At 67.9% G+C, this 21,939-nt stretch carries 24 protein-coding genes and 1 tRNA gene; 8 read left to right on the top strand and 17 right to left on the bottom strand.

Translation table 11 applies throughout. From position 1 onward, the window contains the following. Nucleotides 1–120: 120 nt before the first annotated feature. A complete protein-coding gene (locus NGR01S_RS16445; protein ID WP_063037706.1) occupies nt 121–1,656 on the top strand; it encodes an aldehyde dehydrogenase family protein in 1,536 nt (511 codons plus the stop codon). Nucleotides 1,657–1,680: 24 nt separating this feature from the next. Here NGR01S_RS16445 and NGR01S_RS16440 read toward each other — a convergent pair whose 3' ends face one another. The 3 genes from NGR01S_RS16440 to NGR01S_RS16430 all read right to left on the bottom strand — a co-directional run bounded on the left by NGR01S_RS16440 (nt 1,681) and on the right by NGR01S_RS16430 (nt 4,035). Continuing rightward, nucleotides 1,681–2,427 carry a VTT domain-containing protein gene (locus NGR01S_RS16440; RefSeq protein ID WP_063037699.1) on the bottom strand — a complete coding sequence of 249 codons (747 nt, stop codon included), beginning with the start codon at nt 2,425–2,427 and terminating at the stop codon, nt 1,681–1,683. A gap of 53 nt (nt 2,428–2,480) precedes the next feature. Continuing rightward, nucleotides 2,481–2,990, bottom strand: coding sequence for a UCP032817 domain-containing protein (locus tag NGR01S_RS16435; protein ID WP_063037698.1), 510 nt, complete (start codon nt 2,988–2,990; stop codon nt 2,481–2,483). 595 nt (nt 2,991–3,585) lie between these two features. Beyond that, complete coding sequence (locus tag NGR01S_RS16430) at nt 3,586–4,035, bottom strand: nitroreductase family deazaflavin-dependent oxidoreductase (protein ID WP_063037696.1); 450 nt, start codon at nt 4,033–4,035, stop codon at nt 3,586–3,588. 135 nt (nt 4,036–4,170) lie between these two features. Between NGR01S_RS16430 and NGR01S_RS16425 the strand changes: the two genes are divergently transcribed. Beyond that, a tRNA-Ile gene (locus NGR01S_RS16425) sits at nt 4,171–4,244 on the top strand. Between the two features lie 136 nt (nt 4,245–4,380). Here the strand turns inward: NGR01S_RS16425 and NGR01S_RS31980 are convergent. Then, entirely contained in the window at nt 4,381–4,650 is a 270-nt protein-coding gene (locus NGR01S_RS31980) for a hypothetical protein (protein WP_218020779.1), read from the bottom strand. A 43-nt stretch (nt 4,651–4,693) separates the two neighbouring features. Beyond that, nucleotides 4,694–5,632 carry a helix-turn-helix domain-containing protein gene (locus tag NGR01S_RS16420; protein WP_218020778.1) on the bottom strand — a complete coding sequence of 313 codons (939 nt, stop codon included), beginning with the start codon at nt 5,630–5,632 and terminating at the stop codon, nt 4,694–4,696. 291 nt (nt 5,633–5,923) lie between these two features. Between NGR01S_RS16420 and NGR01S_RS16415 the strand changes: the two genes are divergently transcribed. Both NGR01S_RS16415 and NGR01S_RS30980 read left to right on the top strand, forming a co-directional pair. Further along, nucleotides 5,924–6,229: a hypothetical protein gene (locus tag NGR01S_RS16415; RefSeq protein WP_063037694.1), complete on the top strand. Its 306-nt coding sequence runs from the start codon at nt 5,924–5,926 to the stop codon at nt 6,227–6,229. Beyond that, nucleotides 6,226–6,387: a hypothetical protein gene (locus NGR01S_RS30980; RefSeq protein WP_157107291.1), complete on the top strand. Its 162-nt coding sequence runs from the start codon at nt 6,226–6,228 to the stop codon at nt 6,385–6,387. The genes NGR01S_RS16415 and NGR01S_RS30980 overlap by 4 nt, the downstream gene beginning before the upstream one ends. Here NGR01S_RS30980 and NGR01S_RS16410 read toward each other — a convergent pair. The 6 genes from NGR01S_RS16410 to NGR01S_RS16385 form a co-directional block, all read right to left on the bottom strand. After that, nucleotides 6,371–6,919, bottom strand: coding sequence for a hypothetical protein (locus NGR01S_RS16410; protein ID WP_063037692.1), 549 nt, complete (start codon nt 6,917–6,919; stop codon nt 6,371–6,373). The two genes, NGR01S_RS30980 and NGR01S_RS16410, sit on opposite strands and share 17 nt — an antisense overlap. A 74-nt stretch (nt 6,920–6,993) precedes the next feature. Then, entirely contained in the window at nt 6,994–7,530 is a 537-nt protein-coding gene (locus NGR01S_RS16405; RefSeq protein WP_063037690.1) for a hypothetical protein, read from the bottom strand. Between the two features lie 112 nt (nt 7,531–7,642). Beyond that, the gene (locus NGR01S_RS16400; RefSeq protein ID WP_063037688.1) at nt 7,643–7,876 is read right to left on the bottom strand and encodes a hypothetical protein; all 234 of its coding nucleotides are present in this window, start codon (nt 7,874–7,876) and stop codon (nt 7,643–7,645) included. Next, entirely contained in the window at nt 7,873–8,106 is a 234-nt protein-coding gene (locus tag NGR01S_RS16395) for a hypothetical protein (RefSeq protein WP_063037686.1), read from the bottom strand. The genes NGR01S_RS16400 and NGR01S_RS16395 overlap by 4 nt, the downstream gene beginning before the upstream one ends. A 255-nt stretch (nt 8,107–8,361) precedes the next feature. Then, nucleotides 8,362–8,847, bottom strand: coding sequence for a GNAT family N-acetyltransferase (locus NGR01S_RS16390; protein ID WP_245664631.1), 486 nt, complete (start codon nt 8,845–8,847; stop codon nt 8,362–8,364). A gap of 91 nt (nt 8,848–8,938) precedes the next feature. After that, the gene (locus NGR01S_RS16385) at nt 8,939–10,186 is read right to left on the bottom strand and encodes an amidohydrolase (protein ID WP_245664630.1); all 1,248 of its coding nucleotides are present in this window, start codon (nt 10,184–10,186) and stop codon (nt 8,939–8,941) included. Between the two features lie 405 nt (nt 10,187–10,591). Between NGR01S_RS16385 and NGR01S_RS16380 the strand changes: the two genes are divergently transcribed. Then, a complete protein-coding gene (locus NGR01S_RS16380; protein ID WP_063037684.1) occupies nt 10,592–11,878 on the top strand; it encodes a lipase family protein in 1,287 nt (428 codons plus the stop codon). Nucleotides 11,879–12,123: 245 nt separating this feature from the next. After that, nucleotides 12,124–13,284 carry an alkane 1-monooxygenase gene (locus NGR01S_RS16375; protein WP_063037682.1) on the top strand — a complete coding sequence of 387 codons (1,161 nt, stop codon included), beginning with the start codon at nt 12,124–12,126 and terminating at the stop codon, nt 13,282–13,284. A 78-nt stretch (nt 13,285–13,362) separates the two neighbouring features. On the opposite strand, the gene pip is transcribed toward NGR01S_RS16375, so the two are convergent. The 3 genes from pip to NGR01S_RS16360 form a co-directional block, all read right to left on the bottom strand. Further along, the gene (pip, locus tag NGR01S_RS16370) at nt 13,363–14,334 is read right to left on the bottom strand and encodes a prolyl aminopeptidase (RefSeq protein ID WP_063037680.1); all 972 of its coding nucleotides are present in this window, start codon (nt 14,332–14,334) and stop codon (nt 13,363–13,365) included. 92 nt (nt 14,335–14,426) lie between these two features. Beyond that, on the bottom strand, nt 14,427–14,822 hold the full coding sequence (locus NGR01S_RS31975; protein ID WP_218020777.1) for a PNPOx family protein: 396 nt from the start codon (nt 14,820–14,822) through the stop codon (nt 14,427–14,429). A gap of 184 nt (nt 14,823–15,006) precedes the next feature. Continuing rightward, nucleotides 15,007–15,951 (bottom strand): TIGR03564 family F420-dependent LLM class oxidoreductase, encoded by a 945-nt coding sequence (locus tag NGR01S_RS16360; protein ID WP_063037677.1) that lies wholly within the window; start codon nt 15,949–15,951, stop codon nt 15,007–15,009. A gap of 598 nt (nt 15,952–16,549) precedes the next feature. On the opposite strand from NGR01S_RS16360, the gene NGR01S_RS16350 reads away from it, so the two are divergent. Both NGR01S_RS16350 and NGR01S_RS16345 read left to right on the top strand, forming a co-directional pair. Further along, complete coding sequence (locus NGR01S_RS16350; RefSeq protein ID WP_063037674.1) at nt 16,550–17,974, top strand: WGR domain-containing protein; 1,425 nt, start codon at nt 16,550–16,552, stop codon at nt 17,972–17,974. Between the two features lie 370 nt (nt 17,975–18,344). Continuing rightward, the gene (locus NGR01S_RS16345; RefSeq protein WP_174551708.1) at nt 18,345–19,670 is read left to right on the top strand and encodes an NtaA/DmoA family FMN-dependent monooxygenase; all 1,326 of its coding nucleotides are present in this window, start codon (nt 18,345–18,347) and stop codon (nt 19,668–19,670) included. Between the two features lie 27 nt (nt 19,671–19,697). Here the strand turns inward: NGR01S_RS16345 and NGR01S_RS16340 are convergent, their stop codons facing one another. From NGR01S_RS16340 to NGR01S_RS16330, 3 genes are read right to left on the bottom strand one after another with little or no spacing between them, the layout of a single operon-like run. Next, nucleotides 19,698–20,981 carry an ArsB/NhaD family transporter gene (locus NGR01S_RS16340; protein ID WP_063037672.1) on the bottom strand — a complete coding sequence of 428 codons (1,284 nt, stop codon included), beginning with the start codon at nt 20,979–20,981 and terminating at the stop codon, nt 19,698–19,700. A gap of 27 nt (nt 20,982–21,008) precedes the next feature. Beyond that, entirely contained in the window at nt 21,009–21,506 is a 498-nt protein-coding gene (locus NGR01S_RS16335) for a CBS domain-containing protein (RefSeq protein WP_245664629.1), read from the bottom strand. Beyond that, nucleotides 21,503–21,778: a cation:proton antiporter regulatory subunit gene (locus NGR01S_RS16330; protein WP_063037969.1), complete on the bottom strand. Its 276-nt coding sequence runs from the start codon at nt 21,776–21,778 to the stop codon at nt 21,503–21,505. Before NGR01S_RS16330 ends, NGR01S_RS16335 begins: the two co-directional genes overlap by 4 nt. Nucleotides 21,779–21,939 lie beyond the last annotated feature (161 nt).

The following is a 21,939-nucleotide window of genomic DNA, read 5'->3' as shown; positions in this document are numbered from 1 at the left end:
GCGGCATCGTGGGTAGTCCGGACTCGTTCGGGCGATCCCCGGTGCGTCACCCGCGTGCATGACGTAAGCTCCGAATTCAAGTAGAACCTGTTCCAATTCCTCCGGTGAGGAGAGATCACCATGGCCATCGTTGAACAGCTGGAGCCGACCGCCGACGGACGCCGGCGGCTCGAGCTGCGCAGCCCCGCTACCCGCGAACGCGTCGGCGAGATCGAGGTGAGCACGGCCGACGATGTGGCCGCGGCCCTGGCCACGGCGCGCGCCGCGCAGCCCGGCTGGGCCGCCCGGCCGGTCGCGGAACGTGCCGTGATCATCCGTAACGCGGTCTCGGTGCTACTGGCCCGGCGCGACGAGATCGTCGAAACGGTGATGCAGGAGACCGGTAAACCTCGGGTCGAGGCGCTGGCCGTGGAAATGGTGCCCGCCTGCGACTTCCTGAACTACTGGAGCGGCCGCGCCACCAAGGATCTGGCCGATGAGAAGCGCCGCCTGCACGGCTACATGCTGCCGTTGAAGAAACTCGTCATCAACTATCAGCCGCTCGGCGTGGTCGGCGTGATCACGCCCTGGAACGGTCCGTTCATCCTCTCGCTGAACCCGATCGCCCAGGCTCTGCTGGCCGGCAACTCGGTGGTGCTCAAACCATCCGAGGTCACCCCGCACTCGGGGGAGTGGGCGGTCAAGGTGCTGCATGAGGCCGGTGTGCCCGAGGATGTGCTGCAGGTCGTACACGGTGACGGGGAGACCGGCGCGGCCCTGGTGAACGGCGATATCGACAAGATCTCGTTCACCGGCAGCGTCGGCACCGGCAAGAAGATCGCCGCGGCCTGCGCGGGCCGGCTGATCCCGGTCACCCTCGAACTCGGCGGCAAGGACGCGATGATCGTCTGCGCCGACGCCGACCTGGACCGCGCCTCGCTCGGCGCGGTGTACCTGTCGATGTTCAACACCGGTCAGGTCTGCGTCGGGGTCGAGCGAATCTACGTGGTGGACAGCATCGCCGATCGATTCATCGAGGAGGTGCGTAAACGCGCCGCCGAGGTGACCTACGGCGCCGTGGGCAAGGATGTCGGCCCGCTGTTCTGGGACCGGCAGCTCGAGATCGTGGAGAAGCACGTCGAGGACGCCAAGGCCAAGGGCGCCACCGTCCTGCTCGGCGGGGAATCCGATACCGCCGAGGGGGTGTTCTTCAAGCCGACGGTGGTCGTGGACGTCACTCACGATATGGACATCATGCAGGAGGAGACCTTCGGCCCGATCGTCGCGATCATGCGCGTCCGGGATGAGGAAGAGGCCGTGAGAATGGCCAACGACTGTCAGTACGGCCTGAGCGGCAGTGTGTTCACCAAGGACAAGGCCAAGGTTGTGCGGCTGGCCAAACAGCTCGAGACCGGGTCGGTGGTGCAGAACGACGCGTCGGTGATCTACGGCGTCGCCGAGGCGCCCTTCGGCGGCCGCAAGGACAGTGGCCTCGGTCTGGTCAACGGTCGGGACGCGCTGCGCGGCTTCGCGCACCCGCAGCCGGTGCTGCTGGACCGGTGGGGCCTGAAGAAGGAGAACATCTGGTACCCCTACAGCGAGGCCACCGCCGCCACGCTGGAGAAGACCATCAGCACCCTGTTCGGCAACAAACTGCTGCGCCGCCTGGTGCGCTGACCGGTGGCCCGGCCGCCGGTGTGATCAGGCGGCCGGGTGATCGGCGGGTGCGTCCGCGTCGGCCGTGGCGGTCTTCCCGCGGCCGGAGCGATAGCGTTTGACGACCTCCCAGGCGATCGGGAGCACCGAGACTGCCACGATGAGCAGGAAGATCAGGTCCACATTGTCGCGCACGATCGCGATCTGGCCGAGCAGGTAGCCGAGCATGGTGACCCCCGCACCCCACAGCACGCCGCCGACCACGTTGTAGGTGAGGAACACCGAGTACTTCATCCTGGCCGCCCCGGCGACCAGTGGTGCGTAGGTGCGCACGATCGGGACGAACCGGGCCAGCACAATGGTGATCGGCCCGTGCTTCTCGAAGAACGCGTGCGATTCGTCGATATAGGACTTCTTGAGGATCTTCGCGTCGTCGCTCTTGAACAGCGCGGTCCCGCCCTTGGTGCCGATCAGGTAGCCCACCTGGTCGCCGGCGATCGCCGCGATCGGGATCAGCACGAGGAGTAGCCAGATCGGCGCGAAGGGTTCGATCTCCGCCGATTTGGAGGCCGCGATGAGACCTGCGGTGAACAGCAGCGAATCACCGGGCAGTAGCGGGAACAGTAGGCCCGACTCGATGAACACCACGACGAGTAGTCCGAGTAGTACCCAGGTGCCGAACGAGTTGAGTAGATTCACCGGGTCCAGAAAACCCGGCATCAGGGCAAGTTCGGTGGTGGCCGCTGCGACGGCTGAGTAACTCACCCCGCCGAAGATACCGCAGTTCGGCATGTCGGCTTAATCCGGATTGCCCGATTGGTGAGGTTGTAGCGAAATGGTAGCCCTCAGCGGGCCCGGGCCCGCCGCAGTGCTTCCGCTATCCCCGCGACCCGATCCGCCGGAATGCCCCAGGGGTGTTCCACCCCCACCCGCCGGTCCAGATCCCACAGTACGCATTCCTCGCCGGGCCGGGCGACCAGCGACCACGCCACCACGGTCCGGCCCAACCGGCCCGCCATATCCACCGGCTCCCCGGCCGGGCCCGCGCCGTCCGGGTAGTGATGCAGGAACCGTCCGTAGGCGCGATCGCAGAAATCCGCGTACCGCTCGGTGCACAGGATCAGGCCGTGCCACGCCTCGTCCACCGCATGCGACGGCATCCCGATCACCTGACGGTCGGCCAGTGCCGGTCCGCAGCAGCGCAGCCACTGGCGCAGGCCGGTATCGATGAGCGCCCGCGGTTGCCACGGGCAGGTCTTGAACACGGCGTCGGGAAGTTCCAGTTTGCCGACCGCGCGGGCCACGGTGTCCGGATCGATGCCGCGGCGGAGCCGGGATACGGCACAGGTGAACATCGCGTCATTATCGCCCGGGATGGGCTCCGGAGGGCGGCCACCGCGATTCCGATCGGCCCGGCTCGTCGGGCCGGCGAAACAGTGGGGACGGCCGAATCGCCTCGTGCCGATCGGTTCTCGTGCAGCCATTGATGTAACATGAAGTATCATTTAATATTTCGTGCGAAGTAGCGTAGAGCCGTTGTGGGACCGTACAGAATATGTGTCTTCGATTGGGACTTTCCGGCACTTCATTCCAGGCATGGGAATCGTCCGGCGTGTTGCGCCCATACCGATTCGGCATCGGTGGAACTGTGCAATTTCACACCCCACCAGTGTCTTTCGGGCCGAATCCGAAATTGTCCGGCCGGGTGCCGGGTAATGCGTAAAACCGTCATATCCGGCGAAACGGTCTCCGGTTGGCCGAACTCGGCCGCCCACCATAGAGCGTTCTCGGGTGTCACGGCACCTCGGGAATCGTTACTGTGCCTGCCGTGGTTACCGCATTGGTAGTGCTCGCAATCCTGATACTCGTTGCCTCCGTAGTCCATCTCGCCAGCCGCCCCCCGGAGGACCTGCGCCCCCGGAGAGCGCGGGCGCGGGTCGGCTCGGAGAGCTACTCCGACTGACCCGCACCACTCGCGGGCGATAGCACGACCACGGCAATCGGACGCTTTGTCAACTTCTGGTACTCGCTGTACCGGCCCTGATTCACAGCGTCCACCAACTCCCAGCGGCGCGCGTACTCCGTATCGTCGGGCAGAGTGACCCGGGCCCGAACCGGAAACGCGCGCCGCCCGACTTGGATCTCACACTCCGGCCGCGACCGCAGATTCGCCAGCCACCCCGGCGGCCGCGGCGACCCGCCGTTCGAAGCGGTGACCAGATAATCCGCCCCGTCCCTGGCATAGGTCAGCGCCGACGTCCGCTCCAGCCCCGTCTTCCGCCCCACGGTCCGCAGCAGCAGGGTCGGATTCCCGAACAGCAACCGATGCCCTACCAGCCCGCCACTCTTCTCGTACAGCCACTGATGCGCCCGCAACGCCCGCACGAACAGCTCGGTCACGCGCCCTCCTCCGCTCCGACAACGCCCCCAGCCTAGCCAGGCCCCGGCACTCCGCGGCCTTCCCCGACCCGATCAACTGGCCCCCGCCACGCCGACCGGGTACCATCCCACACTTGCGACCTCAGGTCGCTGCCAGGGGCGGTAGCTCAGTCGGTTAGAGCCGTGGACTCATAATCCATTGGTCGTGGGTTCGAGCCCCACCCGCCCCACAGAGAAGGTCTAGGTCAGAGCCGGTGGTTTGACCGGGACGGGGAAGCTGAACACCTGGGATAGCAGTAGCCGAACTGCTTCCCACAGGCCGCTTTCGGGGGGCGCCGCCACGCCGGTCCGGCGCGGTGAGAAGGCTCAGGCAGTGACGCCGAGCCGCGCCGCGAGCGCCCGCGATTCACGTTCGTTGAGCCGACCGCCATGCGTGACCAGTTCGGCCGCCAGCGATCGTGCGAGCGGATGACACTTCATCGACTCTTCGCTTACGGCGGTACCAGTGCGCAGCGCGCCGAGTGTGCCGAGCCAATCCCGCTGTTGTGCGTACGCGCGGGACAACTCCAGCCACAGCCGCGACCGCCGGTCCACCGACGGCACCGCGCCGGGGTCGACGACGCTCGCCGCGTCCAACGCGCCGCCGGACTTGCGCAGGTCGACCTGTACGGATACGGCGCTAATTTCGGTGTTCGCGACACCGAACAGAGTCCAAGGGTGCGCTGTCCCGGTGGGCAGTGCACGCGCCATTCCCATTGCTTGGTCTATGCCGCATTCCCATTGCTTGGTCTATGCCGCGCAGCGCGTCACCCTCGCGGCCGATACGTGCGGCTGTAATAGCGCCGTGCAGTTGGCAGGCACCCCAGAGTGCTTGTGCGTCCTTGTCGCCGTCCAAGTGTGGTTCGAGTAGTGCGACGGCGTCGGACGCGAGCCGGTAGGCGTCCTCCTCGCGGCCGGTCGAGCGCGAGACGTTGCCGAGTACCCACGATGCCGACGCGAGCGTTACCGGGTCGTCGGCGACCTCGGCGGCCGACATGCACCGGTCGGCGGCGAGCCACAACAGCGGCGCGTCGGCAACCCAGGCAAGGACTTGTTCGCACAGCGCGTAGGCACCCGACAGTGCAGCGGCGGCGGCGCGGCGTTCCTGTCCATCGAGGGTGCGCAGCGCGCGACGGCCGTCGCGGATCAGTTCGGGCAGCATCGCGCCCGCGTCGGCGCGCGGCGTCGCCGAGGTGTGCCACAACCGCCAGGCGCGATCGACCCCCGCGGCGAGTTCTGCGGGGTCGACCGGTGACGGGGCCGGGGTGAGGTCGACACCCTCTATCGCTTCTCGGATGGCGGGTACGACGGGGTGCCCGGCGCGGCGCGAGATGCCGACCAGCAACTCATGGTCGCCGGTGATCTCGGTCAGGTCCCGCACGCCGAGCGCTTGGCCGATCCGTAGCAACATGTCCAGCCCCGGCGGGTGCTGGAGACGGCCTTTCTCGACGTCACGTAGCCAGTCCTCGGACCGGCCGACCAGACCGGCGACAACGGCACGGGTGCGTCCGGTGCGGGTGCGGATGTTCTGGATGCGCTCGCCGATCGCGCGTGCGGCGAGTTCGTCAGGGGTCGGCATAGCGGCCTGCCTTCTTCGCGGGGTTGGTCCACTTCGCGGATACCCCCGGCCCGTCGGCCGGGGGAGATGTCCTCCGCGAAGAGGTAATCCCAGGATAGGGCCGCTGGTGGGACCTCACCAGCGTCTTGAGGAGGGGGAATCTCCCTACCTCGCAGAGTGGTTCGCGCCCACCGGCGCGGCCAAGACGCGGCGCGCACGATTCCTCGGTGCCCCGCCGCCGGGTTTGACGTCTAAGTCCCCGGCGGCGGGCGCAACTAGCGACCGCAGGGGACACAGGGACAGGGGCACCCGATGCGCAACCGGCCGACCGCACCCGGATACGTAGATCTGGACGTGAGCACTTCGCTGGCATGGGACCGGGCGCAGGTCCAGCGTCTGGCGCGGCACCTCGGCTACCTGGTCATCTGGCCGGACGTGACGTCGGTGCTCCCGCTGTTCGACCAGCTACGCGCCGCCGACGTGGACGCGGTCGTGATACCCGGCCCGGACCACCTCGGCCCGCTGGAGTTGAACCGGGTAATGGACGTCGCCGACGTGGAAACGGTGTTACCCCGCTTGTCGTTCGCACGCTGGTCTGCCGTGGGGACCGGGCGGTGATCGCGCTCGGCCTGGTGGTCGCGGCCGGTATCTCGCTGGCCGTGCTGGTGCTGGCGGTTGTCCTGCCCGTGCCCGGTGAACTGCCCGGCGAGCGAACCGCCGAGCGAACCGCCGAGCGAGATAACCACAGCGGCAACGGAATCAGGCCCGTCGGTTGATAGCTATCGGCCGCCGGGTGTCTGGTGGCACGGGAACCGCCGCGGGCTCGGGCTGTCCGTCCCACGTGAGGAACAACGTGTTCGGAGCGTTCAAAGCCATGAAGCGGACGGCTTCCCCTGCCGCAATCGTTGCGCCATCCGGGAGGGCGCGCGCCGTCGTGGTTATGCGCGACTGGTCGACCGTCACCCCGGTGGCGGTCTGTGTCCCGACGTTCCGTAGGAGGTAGGCGCTGTTCCGGGCGGCAAGTTCGATGGTCCAAGCGACCGGCGGCGGTTCCGAGAGTTCCAGGGCTCGCAAGGCTATCCGGTTCGACTCCTCGGCCGCATCCGCGCTCCGCTTGGCTTCCTGCGCGGCGATATCGGCGGCGTCGGCCGATTTCTCGCCAGCGGTCGCGGCCCGGCGTGACTCGGTGAGTGCCTTGTCCGCGATTTCGGCTTGCCTGCGGGCGTAGATCAGTGCCCAGGCCGATACGCAAACGCTTCCGAAGGCCATCACGGCGGCAACAACGGCGATGATGTCCGAGGTTTCCATGCCGGGAGCGTAAACGGCCGCTCCAACCGGATTCCCCGGGTTCCCGGTTGTTGAACGGGAACCCGGGGAACGGTTCAGCCCCGGATCACGATTTCGATGGAATCCGTGTCCACGCCGTAGTTCTCGGCAAGCCCCGCTTTCGCCTGCGCGATAGTCAGCGGGCCGGGGGTGGGCTCGGCGGGCGGTTCGGCCGCGAACGGCGCGGCCGTCGGCGGGGTGTATTCCTCGAATTCGAGTCCGTCGAGGCTGATTCCGAGTTCGTCGAGGTTGGTATAGCGGACCGGGTACCGATCGCCCTGCCAGACGTCGGGAATCGAGCACCGCGCGAACTCGGAGAACTCCACCATCCAGCGGCCCGGGTCCGCGTCGGGGTGCGTGGCCGGGACCACGCCGGAGATACGACCCACCAGAAAAGCGCTGCCGTGAGGTTCGGTCCCGTCGGCGTACGGCTCGGCGTTGTGAGCGTTCTGGGTGATGACGATCCACTCGCAGCGGCGGACGCGGGCGGGGGTGAGCCGCCACGCCTGCGAGCCGCCCTCATCGAGGATTTTCCGCAAGCTCTTGCCGGTGAAGATCGCGACGGTGTTTTCGGAGGTTTTAGGGTTTCCCATGCGAAAAACCGTAGAAACCTGTCTGAATATCGGCAAAAGGGCTGGTAATACCTCTAGAAACCTCCCAAAACCTATGTGGGATCTGTCGCTGACGGGCTGATACGCAGGCGTTTCAGCCGTGGAACCCGAACTGGGCGGGCGGTATTCGCGCCGGTGAGGTCCGCGCGGGGGTGCGCCTGCGCGACAACGTCACCTCGGCCCGGTCTGCGCGGCCGGGGTAGTAGTCCGCCAGTTCCGCGCTGCCGCCGGTGAGGTCGGCGGCCCCGGTGATGTCGCCATTCTCGCCTGCGCGGTCGGTGCGGCCGAGCGCGAATACTTCCCGGCCGAACACGCGGAACACGATCACGCCCGGACCCCGAACCGCTCGTGTCGATATGCCCGGTACGCCTGCGCCGTCCGCCACGCTTCCCACCCGAGCGCCTCCGCCTCGGCCCGCTCCTCGTCGGTGACCGGGCGGCGGTGCGGGTCGTAGTGCGCGCGCCAGCCGGCAGCCCGGGTGGCCCGGTCGTGGTCGACCGCCGCCGAGGCGATCCGCGCCGTCGGGTCCGACGCGCTGGTGCCGCTCCGTCGGCTCATGCTGCGCTCTTCCGTCTTTCGCCAGTCGGCGGTCCGGTCGGTGTGGTGGTTCGGTCCGGTCGCCGGGCCGCTGTGTGCCCCGCTCGTGGGGGTATCGGCCCGGCGGTGGTCCGGGTGCCGCTGCCTGTGGGGCGTGGCGCGCCGACAACGCGGCGGTCCACTCGTCCGGTGCGAACAACTTCCAACCGATGGGGGTATGAGACCGGTGCGGATCCGTAGGGTCCCGGAAAGTTCCGGTCTTCGACGTTTCCTGCGTTATTCGAGGTCGACGGCTGCCCTCACGGCGCCGTCCTCGCCTACCGGTGTCCCTGTCGGCAGCAGTCGTCGCGCGGCCGCGTTGTCGCCGGTGGTGACGGCGACGATCCGCCGGGCACCCGCCGCCGCGGCGGCGATGCGTAGTTCTCCGGCCACCGCTCGCCCGACTCCGCGACCGCGATGGGAGCGGCCGATCCAGACCCCTGCCTCGAACGAGTCGCCTCGGTATTCCAGTCGCGCCGCACCGACGGCCCGGCCGTCGACCATGATGACGTAGGTGAGTTCCACCGGCTGCTCGACGCGGAGCGCGCGGCCACGGTGGAAGTCCAGGAAAGCCTGCTTGCGCTGAGCGGTCCATCCCGGTTCCCCGGGCACCGGGGGCATGACCTCCGACGGATCGGCATCGGCCACGGCCGTCGCCAGCAGCGTTCCGAGATTGTGCTCGGTCAGCGGCTCCAGTTCGATCGACATCGGGTTCTCGCGCACACCGGGAGGTTGCCGGTCGGGCCCCGGACGTGTCAACGGAATTCCGGACGGGCCGTGGATCGAGTGGGGTCCGAACCACCTGCTTCGAGGGTCAGTGGGCGGCCGGTAACCAGGTCCGGGCCGCGGTCACCAATGCGCCGACGCCGATCGGCAGCGTCGGATCGATAACGGGGGCGTACCGGGGCGAGTGGTTGGAGGGGACGGTGAGCAGGGCGGGATCGGTCATATCGCCTGTGGTGAAAAGGGCCGGGTCCGCGCCGCCGAGCAGCCAGTAGGACAGCGGTGCGCCAGACCCGGTGGCGAAGATGCCGACGTCCTCGCTCCCGGCGCCGGCTCCCGGATCGAGGATATTGTCCGGTCCCAGCCAGGACGCGAAGGCATCGAGGGTGCGGTGCAATGCGGCCGGGTCGTTGGTGACGACCGGGAAGCGTTCTATCTCGGTGATGGTGGGTTCCTCCGGCGCGCCGGCGGTGGCCGCTTCACCGCGCACGATGCGTTCGACGCTGTCCAGGATGCGCCGGCGTACGGCAGGGTCGTAACTGCGAATGTTCAATTGGATCTCGGCGTGACCGGGGATCACGTTCGCGGCGTCGCCGGCGTGGCTCGAGCCGACGGTGAGCACCGCGGTCGCGGTGCTCGGGATCTCCCGGGATACGATGGTCTGCAGGCGCAGTACTGTCGCGGCGGCCAGCACGACGGGATCGACCGAGGCCTCCGGCATGGATCCGTGTGCGCCCCGGCCGATGATCCGCACCCGCAGCGAATCCGAACCCGCGTACGAGGGGCCCGGATGCCCGGCGATCTTGCCGGCCGGTAGCGGTGCCACATGCTGGCCGAGTACAACATCCGGCATCGGAAATCGGTCGAAGAAACTATCGTCGACCATGGCTTGGGCGCCGGCGCCCAGCTCCTCGGCGGGCTGGAACACGAGCAGCAGGGTGCCGAGCCAACCGGAGCTGTCTGCGGCGAGTGCCTGGGCCGCACCCAGCAGGCAGGTGGTGTGCAGGTCGTGACCGCAGGCGTGGGCCACCGGGACGGTGCGGTCGTCCTCGTCGGTGACCGTGACGGTGCTGGCGTAGTCGAGGCCGGTGTCCTCTCGCACGGGGAGCGCGTCCATATCGGCTCGCAGCAGGGCGGTCGGCCCCGTGCCGTTCTTCAGGACGCCGACCACTCCGGTCCGTCCGACACCGGTGGTGACGTCGAACCCGGCGCCGCGCAGCCGGTCGGCCACGAGCGCGGCGGTGCGGTGTTCGCGGAACCCGAGTTCAGGATGCCGGTGGATATCCTTGTACAGATCCACGAGCGCCCGATCGGTGATAATGCCGCCTGATGTGGTCACGGTAGTCCTCCGATGTCGTCTTCTGCTGGGCAGATGACCCGACCGACAAGGTCGTCCATGGAGCCGATACGCACGCGGAGCGATCTGCGCGTCCGTCCATTGTCCCATGCCCCACTGCCGGTGTTGATCGGATAGCGATCGACTCGTGCCGAATCGAGGCGGTGGCTTCCGGGCGTGTGCCCACCGCATGGCATAAGCTGTGGCCTCGGTAATACGAAATGCCCGTGTTCCTGCTTACTCGCTCGAACAGGGATATCCGCATCATTCGATCCGATCTGCTGGATCGAAGCGTCACCGTTTTCCTGCTAATGGTCCGCTGACCAGCAGCGTCGTGCTGTGTCGGCGGTGATCGTATCTTTCGACTCGATAACTGCCCTGCATGAATCACACGCATGAAGGATCGGTATGAAGAGCGAAAAGCGTGCCTGGGTCGCAGTGTTGACAGGAACCCTCATCGTTGCCGGTGGCGGGGCGGTCGCCGCACCATCGGCATGGTCGGAACCGGCGTCGTTACAGTCGCAGGGCGCCGGGGGCGACATTCTCCGTGCCGAAGCGTCGCAAGTGGTGGTGTCCGCCCCTGGGATACCCGGCACGGTGCCGGCGAGGTCGACACGCCTCACCTATGCCAGCAGCGATCCCCATGACGCACCCACCACGGTGGTGGGAACGTATCTGGAGCCACTTGCGCCGTGGACCGGCCCGGGCGAACGCCCGCTGGTGGCGTATGCGGGCGGCACTCAGGGGCAGGGTGCCGAATGCGCGCCTTCGGCGATGTTGTCGCAGGTGGTCCGGTTCCAGCCGCCCGCGGATATTATCTTCGAATACGACGTCATCGCGATCTACCAACTGCTCGCGCGCGGTATGGGGGTGGTGATAACCGACTATCACGATCTCAACGCGCCGGGCATCCACAACTTCCTCAACCGCAAGACCCAGGGCTACGCGGTACTGGACTCCGCGCGTGCCGCGTTGCGTTTGCCCGAAACCGGGCTCGGCCCGACTTCGCCGGTCCTGCTCTACGGATACTCCCAGGGCGGAATGGCTTCCGCGGCGGCCGCCGAGCTGCAACCGAAATATGCCCCCGACCTGAATGTGCGTGGCGCCTACGTGGGCGGGCCCCTGGTGAGCCCCCAGGACTACATCGCGCACTTCGACGGCCGCCCCGGTGTCGGGACGGCCATAGCCTGGATCGTCAACGGTATCGCCGCCGACTATCCGGACACCCGTCCGGTGCTCGACGCCGCGCTCAACGACACCGGTAAGGCGATCATGAACGCCGCGATCGGCAAATGCGGCGGCCTGTCCAGCAGTTTCACGCAACCGCAGAACACAACGCAGTGGACCACCAGCGGATTACCGCTCACAGCCGTGATCGACGGTTCCCCGGAGCTGAAGAAAGCGTTCGATGAGCAGCGGCTCGGTGGGCTGGCCCCCGCGGTACCGGTCCGGATCTACTCGGCCCTGCACGATGAGGGAGCTCCGTACGCGGCCGTGCACGGTCTGGCCGCGAGTTGGTGCGGTGCCGGTGCGACCGTTCATCTGGACTCCGACGGTGGACTGCCCCCGATATCCGCCGGATTGCTGGGCACCCACGATGTGGCTTTCTTGCCGTCGCTGGCGACCTCACAGCAGTGGGTGACCGACCGTCTTGCCGACGTGCCGGCCCCCGTGAACTGCGCGGCCCTCCCATAGTTCGGCGGAGGCACCACCGCCTCCGGCACCCCGATACCCCGATCGGGCAGTAGACCTGCCGCGATCACGCATTCTCGGCTGAACACGTCCGCGTGTCTCGCTACCGTGCCCGGCGACGCTCGGTTCAGGGATTGTCTCTACCCGAACCGATCGACCGGACGTATCGAGATAGGCGGCGTTTCAGCGTTACCCCGTCTTCAGCTGTCGTACTCAATCGAGTTGCCGTGCGAGAGAGCGAAACGGATATGACACCTCTCAGACGCGAGAACGCGCGCGATCACAAACGCTATCTCTGGATTCTGAGCACCGTGGCACCCGGCTGCGCGCTACTACCGTCGCAACTGGTGCACCTCACCGGGCTCGCGCTCTTCTGGTGGATCGGTCCGATCCTCGTATTCGTGATCATTCCGGTGCTGGACATCGCCGTCGGCTGCGACGGAGTCAGTCCACGCGACGAAGACTACGAGGCCTTGTCCAACGACCGTTATTACCGCTGGTGCACGTTTCTCTTCCTGCCTATGCAGCTCATCGGTCTGGCCATTGCGGGATACATGTGGTCGGGCTCCGAACTGACGCTGGTCGACAAACTGGGGCTGACCGTAACTCTCGGTATTGTATCCGGTATCGGCATCAATGCCGCGCATGAACTCGGCCATCGGGTCGAACATTCCGAACGCTGGCTGGCGAAGATCGCGCTGGCGCAATCCGGGTACGGCCATTTCTTCGTGGAGCACAACCGCGGCCATCACGTCCGCGTCGCCACACCCGAAGACCCGGCGAGTGCCCGCTTCGGTGAACCACTCTGGGCGTTCATACCGCGCAGCGCGGTGGGCGGCTTCCGCTCGGCACTCGTCCTGGAACGGGAACGCCTGGCCCGCAAGGGAACGAAGTGGTTCAGCCGGCACAACCAGCTGCTGCAGGCGTGGTCGCTGAGCGTGGTGGTGCTCGGTTCGATGATTCTCGCCTTCGGGCCCGTCGTCATCCCCTATCTGGCGCTGCAGGCTGTGATCGGCATCGGGTTGCTGGAGACCGTGAACTATCTCGAGCACTACGGTTTGCTCCGGGCCCGCCGCGCCGACGGCCGGTACGAGCGGTGCGCACCACGCCACAGCTGGAACAGCGACCGTCTGGTTACCAATGTCTTCCTGCTCCACCTCCAGCGCCACAGCGACCACCACGCGAACCCCGGCCGCCGCTACCAGACGCTGCGCAGTTCCGACGAGGCCCCACAGCTGCCGTTCGGTTACGCCACCATGGTCCTGCTCGCCGCCGTCCCGCCGCTGTGGCGTGCGGTCATGGATCCCCGGCTTCTCGCGCATTACAGCGGCGACACCACGCTCGTCAACCGAAAACCGCGAAAGTTCCGGAGCGAACCGTCGGGAAAGTCCGGAGACATACTGGTGTGACGGTCAACGGCTTCCGGGGCCTCGGTGAGCAGGCGGCTAATCGGACAGCGCGTTCGGCGGGACTTCGGCCGGGAGGGGTCAGCGCGCGAAGCGGGCGATCGCGTCGAGTACCGCGGTGCGCAGGGCGGGGCTGCCGGTGTGCCCGGAATCGTCGATGATCCGCAGTTCGGCGCCGGGCCAGGCACGGGCGAGTTCCCAGGCGGTGCGCAGCGGTGCGGACAGGTCGAGCCGGCCGTGGACGAGCACACCGGGGATGCCCGCGAGCCGGTGGGCGTCGCGCAGTAGGCTGCCATCCTCGAGCCAGGCGGCGTGGGCGAAATAGTGGGTGCAGATCCGGACGAAGGCCAACTGCGCCGCATCGGGTTTGGCGCTGTACTGGCCCGGTGTGCCGAGATTCTCGTGCGCGATCACCGCGTCCTCCCAGGCGCACCACCGCTGGGCCGCCGCCGCACGGACCTCGGGATCCGGATCTTCCATCAGTTGCCGATATGCCTCGACCAGTTCGTCGTCCCGGACGCCGGCCGGGGCGCCGGCGCGGAACCGCTCCCATTCGACCGGCAGCAGCAGTCGCAGGCCATGGTAGAGCCAGTCGATCTCCTGCGGCCGGGTCGTCGTCACCCCGACCAGCACGATCCCGGTGACCCGCTCCGGATGCCGTTCGGCGTAGGCGAGGATCAGCGTCGAACCCCACGAGCCGCCGTAGAGCAGCCACCGGTCGATACCCAGGTGTTCGCGTAGCGCCTCCATATCCGCGAGCAGATGCTCGGTGGTGTTGTGGCGCATATCGACCGCCGGATCCGCGGCGTGCGGGCGGCTCTCACCGCAGCCGCGCTGATCGAACAGCACGATCCGGAAGACCTCCGGGTCGAACCCGGTGCGCGTGCCGCGCCGGCCACCGCTGCCGGGACCGCCGTGGACCATCAGCGCGGGACGGCCTGCCGGGTTACCGCTGGTCTCCCAGTAGATCCGGTTGCCGTCGCTCACGTCGAGCAGGCCCGAATCGTAGGGTTCGATCGCGGAGAAGGGTTGTGGAGATGCGGAAGCGGTCACGGAGCGCCACAGTAATGGTCGGCGAGCCGTGGCCACACGACGGAAACAAGGATTCGGAGGTATCCGCTGCTGTGAGTTGTGGAAGCGGAGCGTCAGCCGACCTCGAATACGATGAGCCCGGCTATCCGGTTGCCCGAGCGCGCGATGCGTGAGACCTCCGAGGTGGCGGCGCGGGGCGGGATCACGTGTGGCGCACGCAGGATGAGCGTGCCGGCGCGGCAGCGCAGCCCGGCATGACCCGCGGCCACCGTGTTCTTCACCCAGTTGGTCTCGCCGTGGAGAAGCACCACCGCGACCGTTGCCCCGCTGCGGAAGATACAGATCGGGGTCTCGTAGCGAATCCCGGTTGTCCGGCCGACGTGTTCGATCACGGCGCAGCCCGGGAGGGACGGGGCGATACGCCGCATCCACGGATTCACGAACTGTGTACCGAACCGGTCGATCCATTCGGGAAAGAAGCGCGGCAGGGAACTATCGGTGCCCGTCATCTCGTCGAGCATAGGTGCGGGTGAACCGGTGATCATCCTTCCGTAGGCGAGTCGCGCCGCTCCGCGGAATTCACGGCGGGGCCGCGGACCGGACCTCGGCTCGCCGCCTGTTCGTCGGTGGTCTTGTCGCCGCGCACCGGCAATCCGACGCTGTAGACGCGCTGTTTCGCCGCGGAGGCCGGAATCAGACCGGGATGCCGCCGAGCGCGCCGAGGAAGCGCCAGGTCGCCAGTTCGTCCTCGGGGCCGCCGAGATCGGTCTGGGTGACCAGCAGTTCGGTCGCGCCCGCTTCCACATAGCGGCGCAGTTGTGCTTCGACCTCCGCTTCGGTGCCGATGACGGCCAGCTCGGCGGCGGTGGCGACACCTTCGCGGTCCAGGACCGTACGGTAGGACGGGATGCGCTCGTAGAAGGCCATCTGTTCGGCGGCCCGGGCCCGGACCCGCTCGGGACGGTCGGTGACCACCACCGCGACCCCGGCGATCACCCGAGGCCGGGGCCGGCCCCCGGCCCGGGCGGCGACCTCGGCCCGCGGCACGATATCGCCGCCCAGCGTACGCGGCCCGGCGAGGAACGGCACGATCCCGTCGGCGAGTTCGCCCGCGGCGGCCACCGCCTGCGGACCCATGGCCGCAACGACGATATCGGGCCCGTCCCCGCCCGCCACCGCCGCCGGGAGCGGCGGTGCCGCGGTAACCGTCTGCCCGGTGAAATCGACCGTGCCCGTGGTGAGTACCGAGCGCAGGACGGTGAGGTACTCGCGCAACCGACGGATCGGCCGCTCGCTGCGGATCCCGAACGCGGGACCTTCCAGGGCGGGCGCACCGAGGCCGAGACCGAGGGTGAAGCGGCGGTGGCCGGCGGCATGGGCGGTCTGCGCCTGGCTCGCGACCACGAGTGGATGGCGCGGGTTGATCGGGACCACCGAGGTGCCGACGTGCAGACCTGGAACCGCAGAGCCGACAACGGCCGCCAGCGACAGCGAATCGAAGTCGAACCGCTGTCCGAACCAGACGCGGTCGATACCGCTGCGCTGGAGCAGACGGGCTCGTTCGAGCACATCGTCGACGGCATTGGTGGCGGCGGGGCGGGGAGCGAGGGCGATTCCGATCGGTGCGCTGAGTGCCATAGTCGGCGCCAACACCCCGGCCGGTCGAACGTATTCCGTTTCGCTCACTCCGGACGGGAACGGCGACAGGGGCCAAGGGTACCGGTATGGTGACCCCCGCCCCCGCCGCGGTGGTCTGTCGCGACACGGTGACGGCGGCCGTACAGGCCTTCCGGCCGCCCCTCGACCACAGTGCCGCACCGGGTTTACGTGCCTCGCGCCGGATCTGCCAGAGGGTGCTCTGGCAGATCGTTTCCTTCACTGCCGCGGCCACGCGGCCGGACAGGAAGGCATTCACCGGTGTCTCGTCGCGGCGGGCCAGGGTGATCTCGAGGTCCGGCCGCCGGCGCAACCGGTTGGCGGCCAGGGTTCCGGCGTATCCGCCGCCGCTCACGACCACATGGGTGCGCTGCTGAGGCATGGTGGCTCCGTTCTCTGGAGTCCTACCACTGGAGACGAGACCGGGCCGGGGTGCGTGACGCGGTGTGAGCACCACCTCGGCCGGTGCCCGGCACCCCCGTGCCCCGGGGTTCCACGGTGCCGGTTCGACGATCTTCCGTATGTCGGTAGCGGTTGCTACTTTTCGCGTCGAAGCGCAACGACGACGAGCGGGACCAGTATGACCACGGCAACCACGACCTATCTCGAACTGTCGGAGGAAGGAGGATCGGCGCACAAGTTCTACGAGGTCGCGGTGGACGGCACCCAGGTGACGATTCGGTACGGGCGGATCGGTGACCACGGGCAGAGCAAGATCAGCTCCTTCGCCGACGCACAGAAGGCGCAGGCGGCGGCGCAGAAGAAGATCGGTGAGAAGGTCCGCAAGGGCTATGCCCCCGCCGTCCCGGGTGCGCGGGCGTCGCGGCCGGTCACCCGGCGGGCGATCACCAGCGGACGTTCCACCGCCCGGACCGCGCCGGTGCTGTGGACCTTCGATTCCGGTGCCGCGGCGTTCGGTATCTTCATCGACTCCGAGCGCTGCTGGGTGGGCAACGAGAACGGTGATGTCTTCACGCTCACCCCGGTGGGCGAGGTGACCGGGCGTTTCCGGCTGCCCGACGCGGTCAAATGCATTGTCGCCGACGACTTCTGGATCTATGCCGGCTGCGACGACGGCCGGGTCTACGACCTGTCGGGCAAGGTACCGCGCGCGGCCTACGATATCGCCGCCGATGTCGATATCTACTGGCTCGATATCCACGACGGCATCCTCGGTGTCTCCGACGTGCAGGGCGGTCTCACCGTGATCGACCACGAGGAGGAATCGCTGTGGTCGCGGCGCAGCGACGGCGAGTCGGGCTGGATGGTGCGTATCGACGCGGACGGGGTGTATCACGGGCATTCGGGCGGGGTCACCAAATACGATCTGGGCTCCGGTAACCACCGGTGGCACCGCGGCACCGGCGGCGCGGTGCTGTTCGGCTGGCAGGAGGCCGAGGCGGTGTACGCGGGTACCGCACGCAACCAGGTGCGCATGCTGGACAAGGGCGGCCGCGCCGACCGGGCGTTCCAGTGCGATGCCGCGGTGTACTCGTGCGCGGCCTCGCCGGACGGGCGCTATGTCTTCGCCGGTGACAACTATTCGTCGGTGTACTGCTTCGACGCCGACGGCCGCCGGCTCTGGAAACTCGGCACCGGCTGCGGTTCGGCGTATTCGATGCAATACCACGACGACCGGCTGTACCTCGTCACCACCGCCGGCACCCTGGCCTGCCTCGATGTGAGCGAGACCGCGGTCCGCGACGCCGAACAGGGTGTGCTGCCGCGGACCCTCTCGGTGAAGGCGCCGCCGCTGACCGCGGTAGTGCCGAGCAGCACCGTGGAGGTGGCTACCGACGCCGGGGGCGGCGTGGTCGTCGAATGCGTCGATGTGGGCGGGCGCCTGCGGGTGCACATCGTCTCACCGGGCTTCCGGCGGGAATGGAATGTGCAGTTCCCCCGAGATATCCGGCAGGCCGGCACCCGCTATGTGGTGGACGGGGTGGCCGAGTCGGCGCGCGGTGGGTTCTACCGGGTGCGCGGGGATATCCGCCGGTTGACCTGATCAGGCACCGCCCGAACCGCTCTCGGCGTCGTACCCGGCCCGGGCGCCGGTCGATTCGGCCCGAATGTTGCGCCGATCACCGCGGGTCCGGTGGCGTGCCGCCGATCGTACACAATCCCGGCGAAGGTGCCGAGTGGACGCAGTTGATTTGGGAGGTGCCAGAACGCTGCGCGACAGCGGCCCTCGAACGGGCCCGGCGATGGTTCGCCGGCGACCGTGCCATGGGCAGGACGCATGGATGTGCCCGGTAGCCGGGCCGCTCCGTGATCCGAAGGGGGGATTACGGAGCGGCCCGCGGGCGCGGTGCGCGATCATCCGAATCACGGTGAGCGCAAGGCTGCCGATGCCCCGGCCGGCGCCATATCGTCGCATGGTGATATCGCGCAACAGGTCTCGACGGCATCTCAAGACGGTCACCGGGGTCAGCGGCGGTACCGATATCTACGCGGCGGCGGTGGACCCGGGCCGGTCGACGCTCGACACCGCGATCGCCGTCGCGAAGATCGCCGAGGAGCACAGGTTCGATGCCCTCTTCGCGGCCGATCTGCTCGGTTTCGGCGCACAGGGGGCCATCGGCGCGCAGGAGCCGCTGATCTACCTCTCGGCATTGAGTTCGGTGACCACGCATATCGGCCTGATCGCCACGGTCACCACCACCTTCCACCACCCGTACAACCTGGCCCGGTTGTTCGGCACCCTCGATCATGTGAGCAACGGCCGGTCCGCCTGGAACGCCGTCACCTCGTCGCTGGGCGAGGAGAACTACAGCGATCAGGAGTTGCCCGGGCCGGAACAGCGTTATGCGCGCGCGGCGGAATCGCTGGAAGTGGTACACGCCCTGTTCGATTCGTGGGGTCCGGGTGCCCTCACCTCGGACGGTCGCGGGGGCGCCGTACTCGATCCGGCCCGGGTGCGCCCGATCGATCACCGGGGTGAGCATTTCACCGTGCGCGGTCCGCTGAACATTCCGCCGCTGCCGCAGCGGCGCCCGGTACAGTTCCAGGCCGGCCAGTCGGCGGGCGGGATCGAACTCGGCGCCCGTTTCGCCGAGGCGGTGTTCACCTCGCTCACCACTCTCGACGACGCCCACGCGTACACGGACAGGATCCGGGCCCGCGCCCGGGAACTGGGGCGGCCGGCCGGATTGCCCTATATATTCAGTTCCTTCCACGCCACCTATGGCGCCACCGAAGCGGAGGTCGCGCGGCTGCTTCGCGAACAGGAGGAGTCCTTCGACTTCGAAGCCGGTCGCCGGCTGCTCGCGGATATGCTCGGCGGCGGGGTCGATCTCTCCGATCTACCGCTGGACCGGCCGCTTCCGGAAACTCTGCTGCCCGCGGTCGATTCGGTGCACCGCAGACGCGGGCGGGTGGAGATCTTCGCGCGTCTCGCCGGGTCCGGACGCACGTTGCGCGAGCTGATCCTGGAAGCACGGCACACCGGTCACTGGTCGGCGGCCGGTACGCCGGAGCAGTTGGCCGATGCCATCGAGGAGCGGTACCGCGCCGGAGTTCTCGACATCATCTCGCTGGGTGGCCTGGACGATCCCCGCACCCGGGATTTCGTGACGGGCGGTCTGCTGCCCGAACTACGCCGCCGCGATATCGTCGGTTCCGACTATCTCGGCGCCACCTTCCGGGAGAATCTGGAGCTGCCGCCGCTACCGGGGGCCGATACCGAGCGCCTGGCGGGATAGAGCGCGCGGGAGCGGGTGGACGGCCGCTCAGAAATAGCGGACCGCGACATACGCCCAGGCCAGTACACAGCTGAGCGCGGTGACGACGATGCCGTACCTGGTGAACTGCCAGAAGGTGATTCGGTGCCCGGCCCGGCGCGCGATATCGAGGGCCACCACATTGGCGCTCGCGGCGACGGCGGTGCCGTTCCCGCTGAAGTCCGCGCCGAAGGCGAACGCCCACCACAGCGCGCGCCCCTGGCCGTGGTCGGAAGTCTGTTCGACCAGGCCCTCGACCACCGGGGCCATGGTGGTCGTATAGGGGATGTTGTCGATGAACGCGGCCACGACGGCGGAACCGAAAACCAGCACCGCCGAGGCGAACAGCGGATTGTCACCGAACGCGGCGACGGCGGCATCGCCGAGGAGCTCGATCACACCGGTGTGCACGAGACCGGCGACCATCACGAACAGGCCCATGAAGAAGACCAGGGTGCCCCATTCCACCTCACGCAGGATGTCACCGATATCGAGCCGGGAGATCAGCACCATGGCGCCCGCGCCGAGCAGCGCGATGATCGACGGCGCCACGTGCAGCATCGAATGCAGGCCGAAACCAACCACGACCCCGGCCAGTACGAGCAGTGCGCGGGTCAGCAGGCGCGGGTCGGTGATGGCCCGCTTCTCCTGTAGTGCTGCCACCGTCTCGATGTGCTCGGAGCGCATCCGCAGATGTTTGCGGAACAGCCAGCGGGTGAACAGCACGAACAGTGCGAAGATCACGGCCACGGCCGGGGCCATGTGCAGCAGGAAATCATTGAAGGTCAGGCCGGCCCGGCTGCCGATGATGATGTTGGGCGGATCGCCGACCAGGGTGGCCGCGCCACCGATATTGGCGGCGAGCACCTCGGCGATGAGGAACGGTTGCGCGGCGAAACCCAGCCGCCCGCACACCACGATGGTGACCGGCGCGACGAGCATGATGATGGTGACATTGTCGAGCAGCGGCGAGGCGACGGCGGTGATGATCATCAGCATCACCATCAGCCGGAACGGGTTGCCGCGGGAGCGTTTCGCGGCCCAGATGGCGAGGAAGTCGAATAGGCCGGTCTGCTTGATGACGCCGACGATGATCATCATGCCGAGCAGCAGGAAGATCACATTCCAGTCGATACCGACATGCGCGTTGTAGAAGACCTGCTCGCCCGGCACCAGACCGAGGACGGTCATCAACCCGGCCGCGACCAGTACGACCTTCACCTTGTCCGCGCGTTCGGTGGCGATGAACCAGAACGCCCCGACGAATACGACGACCGCCAGGATCTGGTTCATCGGCGCACCTCCCCTCGGCCCGGCGGCTCAGTCGTCGGGCCCGGCGACGGCCAGGCTGATCAGTAGTCGTTCGAGGGTGATGCCGCCGACGAGGGTGCGCGTGCGGTCCACCACCGCGACCAGGGGGCTGTGCCGCTGCGCCATGAGGGCCGCGATCTCCAGCAGGGTGGCGTCCCGGTGCACGACCGCCGGGCGCGGCGCGTGTTCGGGCAGGCAGTCGCCCACGGTCAGATCGCCCAATTCGCGCCAGAACAGTTCGGCGTGCAGTTCGTCGATGGTGCGTGCCAGCGCGGGATCGTCCTGGTAGGAGCTGGGGATGGCCAGCCGCAGCACCTGGGTGCCGGGCAGGACCGCTACGGGCCGGCCGGCCGCGTCGACGACGATGAGGCCGGGCAGCCGGTTCATCACCATCAATCGCATGGCCTTGGCGACGGGGTCGCCGGTGCGAACGGTCGGTAGCTGGACCGCGATCTCGTGTGCTTGCATCGGATGGTCCCGTCGCGCGTGCGGGGAGAGAGTTGTCATGACCGGTTCCTGTCGCCGGTGAACTGGTCCATCAGCCGTTCCAGCCGGGCCACCCGGTCGGGCAGCGGGCTGCTGTGCAGCAGTTCGGCGAGCTGATCGGCTTCGTCGGGGCCCAGCGCGATGGAGTGGACGGGTTCGTCGCGCGCGGTGTGGTAGACGTGGATATGTTTCGCACCGTCGGTACCGGACACCAGCGCGAACCGGTCCCCGCTGCGGGTCAGCAGGTGGTGCACGGTGCCCTGGCCCGGTATGGTGCCGCGGTCGATGTCCACGTCGAACGCTCCTCCCGCAGCCGGTTTTCTCGGCTCCCAGTTTCGGCGCCCGGCGGTATCACCGGCCATCGGTGCCGCCACCCATCTCCGGTGACCGGGGTTGTGTAGGGGCCGCCGTGAAAGATGGGTGTCACGCCCCATGGACAGCCCGCACACCGGCG

The sequence above is a fragment of the Nocardia grenadensis NBRC 108939 genome (assembly GCF_001613445.1).
GTDB classification, from domain to species: domain Bacteria; phylum Actinomycetota; class Actinomycetes; order Mycobacteriales; family Mycobacteriaceae; genus Nocardia; species Nocardia grenadensis.
Note: the sequence above shows the minus strand (reverse complement) of the source record. Positions and strands in the feature narration are given on the sequence as shown.